The sequence below is a fragment of the Anaerobium acetethylicum genome (assembly GCF_900096945.1).
GTDB lineage: Bacteria > Bacillota > Clostridia > Lachnospirales > Lachnospiraceae > Anaerobium > Anaerobium acetethylicum.
On sequence record NZ_FMKA01000070.1, the window covers coordinates 1 to 6385 of the forward strand.

Annotated in this window: 5 protein-coding genes; all 5 read right to left on the minus strand. The window is 38.7% G+C overall.

The window, feature by feature from the left end; genetic code table 11:
- Nucleotides 1-707: ParM/StbA family protein (locus tag BJR36_RS19540; RefSeq protein WP_091237110.1), on the minus strand; the 707-nt coding region annotated here is incomplete at its 3' end.
- Between the two features lie 35 nt (nucleotides 708-742).
- The gene (locus BJR36_RS19545) at nucleotides 743-1813 is read right to left on the minus strand and encodes a ParB/RepB/Spo0J family partition protein (protein WP_091237115.1); all 1071 of its coding nucleotides are present in this window, start codon (nucleotides 1811-1813) and stop codon (nucleotides 743-745) included.
- 1205 nt (nucleotides 1814-3018) lie between these two features.
- The gene (locus BJR36_RS21215; RefSeq protein ID WP_091237112.1) at nucleotides 3019-3165 is read right to left on the minus strand and encodes a hypothetical protein; all 147 of its coding nucleotides are present in this window, start codon (nucleotides 3163-3165) and stop codon (nucleotides 3019-3021) included.
- A 120-nt stretch (nucleotides 3166-3285) separates the two neighbouring features.
- On the minus strand, nucleotides 3286-5757 hold the full coding sequence (locus BJR36_RS19560; RefSeq protein WP_091237113.1) for a GH116 family glycosyl hydrolase: 2472 nt from the start codon (nucleotides 5755-5757) through the stop codon (nucleotides 3286-3288).
- 19 nt (nucleotides 5758-5776) lie between these two features.
- Complete coding sequence (locus BJR36_RS19565) at nucleotides 5777-6307, minus strand: carbohydrate ABC transporter permease (protein ID WP_091237114.1); 531 nt, start codon at nucleotides 6305-6307, stop codon at nucleotides 5777-5779.
- Nucleotides 6308-6385: the final 78 nt, after the last annotated feature.

The window sequence follows — 6385 nt, forward strand, 5'->3', positions numbered from 1 at the left end:
ACAAGGCTGCTCTTGATCACCTCCAAATACTTTTCATCCATATCGCTGTTCCCATATCTCATTACCTGCTGGATCTCACTTTCATCAATCTCACCTCCAAACATCCGCACGCACTGCTTATTAATCTCCCTCATGCAGGAGATCAGCCCCTGCGGTGCTGTAATGCACTGTGATTCATCCGGAGATTTATTGATGATCGGCATGATGTCGAGCGTCCAGGAACCAATATCCACGACCAGCACTTTCTTCGTGTAAGCAGGTATTCGATCCACCACCGCGGAATAGCATTGAGGAAATACCGATACCTTTACAATCTTGATATCATAGGTTTTCTGCTCGTATTTGAAATGGACAGCCTCCTGCTTCGACAGATAATCGATAAATTCCTGCTTTTCTGCGCCAAACCTCGTGAGCGGAAGGCCGACCGCAAGATATACGTTGGCACTCCTTTTTCCTCTCCTTTCCAATTCCATGGCAACCGCTGCCAAAGTCAGAAGATAATAATTCTCATCGGTGACCTTGGTCGACTTGACCGTAAGCCTTTCCCCACCGACTCTGAAAAACCTTCCCTCATACTCCAGAAGATTTTCATGAATGGCTGGTTCTGTTTTTATCTCTCCCAGGCCTGTCGTGAATACCTGGCTAAAAGTCTTCATCATCGCCCAGCCGTGATCAATTCCGATGACTTCAATATTGTTATAATCCATTCTTGGTTTCCTCCTGAAATTCAATGATTTCATGTTCATCTTGCTCTTTTCTCTGCTTGCCTGCTGTGCCACTCTTTTACAAGATTTTCTATCAGTTCCACCTTCTGTCTTTCTGTAAAATCACACGGAAAATATGGTTCCAGGGTTTCAGCCTTGATCTTTATCTGCAGCTTCTGATTCGGTTTCTCCTCATCAAGGATTTCATAAATGGCATCCATATTCAATTTGTCCGACTGGCTCATCCGTTTCATTCGATTTGCCTGTGATAAGGACGGAGTACATTGCTCCAGATCCATTACAGCGTGCAGCTCATATTGCTCTTCTTCCTTTAGGTAGGAAAGTTCTACTGCAACAGTGAAGGCAATTTTCCCTTCATCTACCATATCTAATAGCTTGGGGATCAGATTGGTCAGGCGGATGTATCTCTTTATCTGATTTACGCTTTCACCTGCCTGCTTAGCCAATGCCGTATTACTTCGATATCCTTTTTGATTAATTTGTTCGTCATTAACCTCTTTCCATAATCCTTGTTGGTTATAAACTGTTGTTAATTGAAATGTTGTTAATATAGGATTCGCTGACTTCGGCCCAACTTGGTCCGAAGTCAGATCACTTCTCTCGCCCTGCCTCTTCATTGCTTCTAATCTCATCTTATAGGCGAAGGCTTTCTCACTGGGTTTTATATGCTCCCTGTGAAGATTGGAATTTACCAAGGCGATAGTTGCCTGATTGTCATCCAAATTGCAGATCATAACGGGAACTTCATTTATACCTGCCCATTCACATGCTGCTTTTCTTCTGTGCCCAGATATCAGTTCATATCCATTTCCACCCAGGCTCGGTCTTGCCAGTAATGGAACTAAGATTCCGTCATTTTCAATACTCTGCATCAGCTCATACAATTCCGTATTAATTTCGACCTTAAATGGATGATTCTTGAAACTTCTCAGCTGATTAAGCTGTATTGTCTTGATTTCCTGCTCCTGCTTGTCATTCGCCTTCTCACTTTCTGCATTAAGATCTTCCTTCCAAGAAGAACGTAATGTTGCTTTTTTGTTGATTCTTCTCACTTCCTTTACAGATTCATAATCCTGTTTTTCATTCATAACATAAAAATTGTTATGTAAGTGTACGTGATTATTCAATCTCCTATATCGCCCCGTACACAGGGGAGTTACTGGCGCTCTTTGTCCGCCGCATGACACTTTCGTGTTCACGACACATCTATTGCTAGATACGATCTCCTCTGATGCCAATTTCGAGGATAAGGAACTTCTATAGTCCCTTTGTGGGTTATTATCCTTCCGCCATATTAGATCGCTCCATAGCTCGCTTCATCTTCATCTCTCGATTCATCGACTCTCGTGGCAAGCCTCGGCTGATTTACTGTCTTGGAAATATACCGGAATTCTCCATGCTGTAACTGAATATAAAAGCCTCTGCAAGAAGCTTTGGTATTGCTACCGTTGTTGAATATAGAATACCTCAATCTGGTGGATAGGAACATTGCGCGGGATGGTTTAAATTTAATTATTCTTACCATTACATGGTATTTCAGAAATACACTTGATATTTGATTTTGCATCACTATATGACTATAATGATGCAGACACATGACTTAATCCATGCCAATATGTTTTTGCAAATTGTTCTTAAATAACCCTGGTCTCCATCACTATTCCTGCAACACCCTATCCACTAGCCCTCTGGATTTATAGAAAAAAAAAAAGAGCTCTTTCAAAAGAACTCTTCTGATTATTATATTCATTTTTATTAGCCATATGGTTTGATACTTTTTAGGACCTCCTCTGTCTTCATTAAAATCACAGCTGTAATCGTCATAGTAACTAAACTTTGATAATTTAATAACTGCCAGGTATTGAATTTTCAAGATGTATAGCTGAAATCTATGTGTGAAGTTTAAGTTATTTAATTTGAAAGTATCAGGACATTCAAACATACTTCCCATTTTACCATGAAATTTCAACGCTTATCCGCAATAATTCCAACTAAATAACGTATCAGACTCATTAAAAAAACTCTGCCCCTGCCACCATAATTCTCTACGCCAATGGATAGTCCACCAACCATATGCCACTTTCCATTTTCTTCGAAGACTTTCGGGATCCGAAAGTCTTCGAAGCACCAACTGATGGATATATAATTATCGGATTTTCTTTGTCTTTTTCAAAATGAATTCCGTCTTCCGATATAAACATGCATTGTGTCTGCTTTGTTTTTCCATCCCCTTTTATTCTCACACTCTATAAAGATACAGCCTTCATTCCTTTTCTACAGTACTTCCTAAAAATCATCTACCTTCTCCGTGATTATCGTTCCACTGATTTGGGAAAAGAGCGATTGGCATATTTCTCCAGTTTTTCATGTCTTCACTTATTGCGTGATCCCAGTGCATAGCACCCCAGTCATACCCATATGAACTATACTGATAGAACAAACGATAATCAACCTATTTAAATCATTCATCCAATCGTTTTGAGCAACAAAATGATATTGTAATCTCCAGCGTTTTCTTTTTCTTCCAAAACTTTTCAAATCTATCATTTTGCTCCCTATATTAATTAATCTTTACATCATCAATATTTCCATAGAGCACTTGAATATCCTTTTCAACCCTTCCTTTCTCATCAATTGTCTGATGGAATGTACCCCATGCTTTTCCATTAATCCAAAAAGTTGTATAATCTTTTTGATTAATAGCTGGAGCAAATGACATTGTTTTCTTTATCATATCACACTTATATCCTGCTAATGCTGAAATCAGTGTAAAGCTAGACATTGGACGAATATAATGATGACCAGCTTCTGTCTCACTCCAAGGACATCTCTTGTATCCATCATATCGGTCTCTGATGGCTTTGATAATTGTAAATGCTTCTTCAATCATACCTTCCTCAACCATTGTACAAGCAACCTGGTATTCAACACCTGTCCATACCTCATCACAATATGCAAATGGGAATCTTGGTCTTCCTCCATTTGGCCATGAACACAGAACTAATCCCGCTTCATCATTTAAAGCATAGGTACGCTGTACATTCGGAACATCTTCCATGCAATCTCTAAAGTTATATTTATAAATAGATTCCAGTGTTTTCTTTACATGTTCTTTAGGGAGAACGTATCCAAGACCTGCTGCCTGTGCCATAAACTGACCTAACAACTGATCGGTCAAACAACCTTCTCCATACTGATAACGATATTCATCTACATCATCGAGTTTTTGAATATAATATTCTCCATTAAATAGTTTTTCGTCTACGAGCGAAGCTGCCTTTTCATACAAGTCTTTGTATTTCTTTGCAATATCTGTCTTTCCAAGATGTTCCGCCATCTCAGCTACCCCTTTGATTGCTCCAAGATAAATTGTATTCGTCATTGTATTTGGACCATAAAATTCAATATCATATGTAACATGCTGTTTTCCATCAAGCATACCATCGTCATCTGTATCCCATTCTTTTATTGAATATTCCAAAGCCTTCATCATACTATCCCATATTCTATTCAGGAATTCATTATCGCCCGTATATTTCCACTCACGATAAATTCTAAGGATAGAACCAAACTCTCCATCACATGCAGGAATCATATCCCATCTGCTCTCGCCCAAACATTTTCTCGCACGGAATGGCATACATCCATCTTCATCTAACTCAACATTAAACTCAACATTTCGCATTGTGATTTCTAATTCCGGAAATAAACCTGCAACTGCAGTCGCATAATTCCATACGTGGTTTACATTACCTTGTCCGCAGCCAACATAGTCACGAATCCCTTCCCATCCAAGGAAATTTCCGTCTTCAATTCTAAAACAGCAGTGACTCTTCATAGACATAATATTGGAAGCTACTGCATCAATTACATAAATCGGTAACGTTGTCCCAAATAACGCATCTTCAAATGCACGTGAGGAAGATTCCAGATAATCTTTCTTCTCGTTTACATATTGAATAACATTCCAAGCATCCTTAAATTTTGTTGCATAATAATTTTTTATTGTGTCATATCCACCCTGATGATATCTTTCCAAATCTGTGTCATACTCAATCCAGCCCTTAGGACGATTAGGGAAATACCAAGAAATAACAAATTCAAATTCTTTTGTCTCATTTGGTTCAATCGTCTCATAGCTGCTGATTGAACTAATTCTCTCCTTCAAATTTAAGAAACTGAAATCATAATGATCTAACAAATCACATCCTTTTGCTTCGATTTCTTCTTCCTCATTCAATTTTCCGTCAGATGAAAAATCATCCCAGAAATCTTGTGCATTATCTGTCCACTGACCGTGAAGCCATTTTTTCTTAGAAATATTGTTCTGATTTGTTGTTGCGATTGACATACTGCCATACTTCATGTCAGTTTCTTTTAAGTTCTTTGCAGTATAATACCATCCTCTCACACCATTTTCTTCGCGGTATTCATTCTGAACCTCATCAACAAGTTTCACATTGTTAAATACATCATAACCGTCAAATCCTACCACGTTAGCCATTGTACCTACAACAGATACATCGACTGGTTTATTCGTCGGATTCGTCACCTTATATTTAATAATTGCCGTTGGTATACCTGAATCATCTGCATTGAGTGGAATAAATGGAGTATATGCTTCCATTTGCACTGTGACTGGAATCGCACAATCCTCAAGATCTAAATATACAAATGGCTGCTTTCCTACCATTTTACTTTTTTCAAATCTAGGAATTCCTGCTAATTCTCCATTTAAAAATCCATGAGATTTATAAAATGGTGGTTTAATCTTTCCTTCCAGAATTTTCGAAACAGGTTCTTTTCCTTCTTCTTTTGCCCAAAGTGCAAAAAACGAAAATGGAACAAACTGTCCTTTTCCCGGCCAATTAAAGATTTCCCAATCTCTCAGTTCTCCTCTAGGACCCACTGCAATATTACCTGTTCCTAAACCTCCAAGTAAAAACTTAGCGACAGAAGCATCTCCTTTGTAGGAAATCTCACCCCCTGTTTTTAATAAATCATCTTTTGAATATAATGATTTCTTATCCATCTTTCTCTCCTCCAATTATTTATCCTTTTACGCCTACATGTGTCATACTCTTTACAATCCATTTTTGTCCAATAATAAATACCAGAAGAACGGGAATGACAGAAAGCACAACAGCTGCAAATTCTACATTGTCTCCTGTTGCAAATGGTTGTCGTATGGACAATATCCCTACTGGTAATGACAATTTTTCCGTGTCATTTATCATAATAAATGTTGTAAAATAGTCATTCCATGAAAAGGTAAAAACAATAATTGCCAATGATGTCAATGTCGATTTTGCCATGGGCAGCATCACTGAAACAAACGAACGAATGGGGCCGGCTCCATCAAGCGCTGCTGCTTCATTTAATTCCCTCGGCACGCTCATGAAAAATTGTCTCATCATGAAAACTCCGAACGCTCCCGCTAATCCCGGACAAGTTGCCCCCACTAGAGATGGCAAGGTAACTGCCAGCGATGTATTAATGATTCCCAAAAGATTCATGATTTTATATAACGCAACTATGGTTACTTGAACCGGAACCATCATTGCTACCTGGATTCCCGCCACACATCACTAGGCAGGTGGCAGGACATCCATTGCTTCATATAGTTTTTTCTGTTTCTCGAGAACTTCGCCTATGCGTAG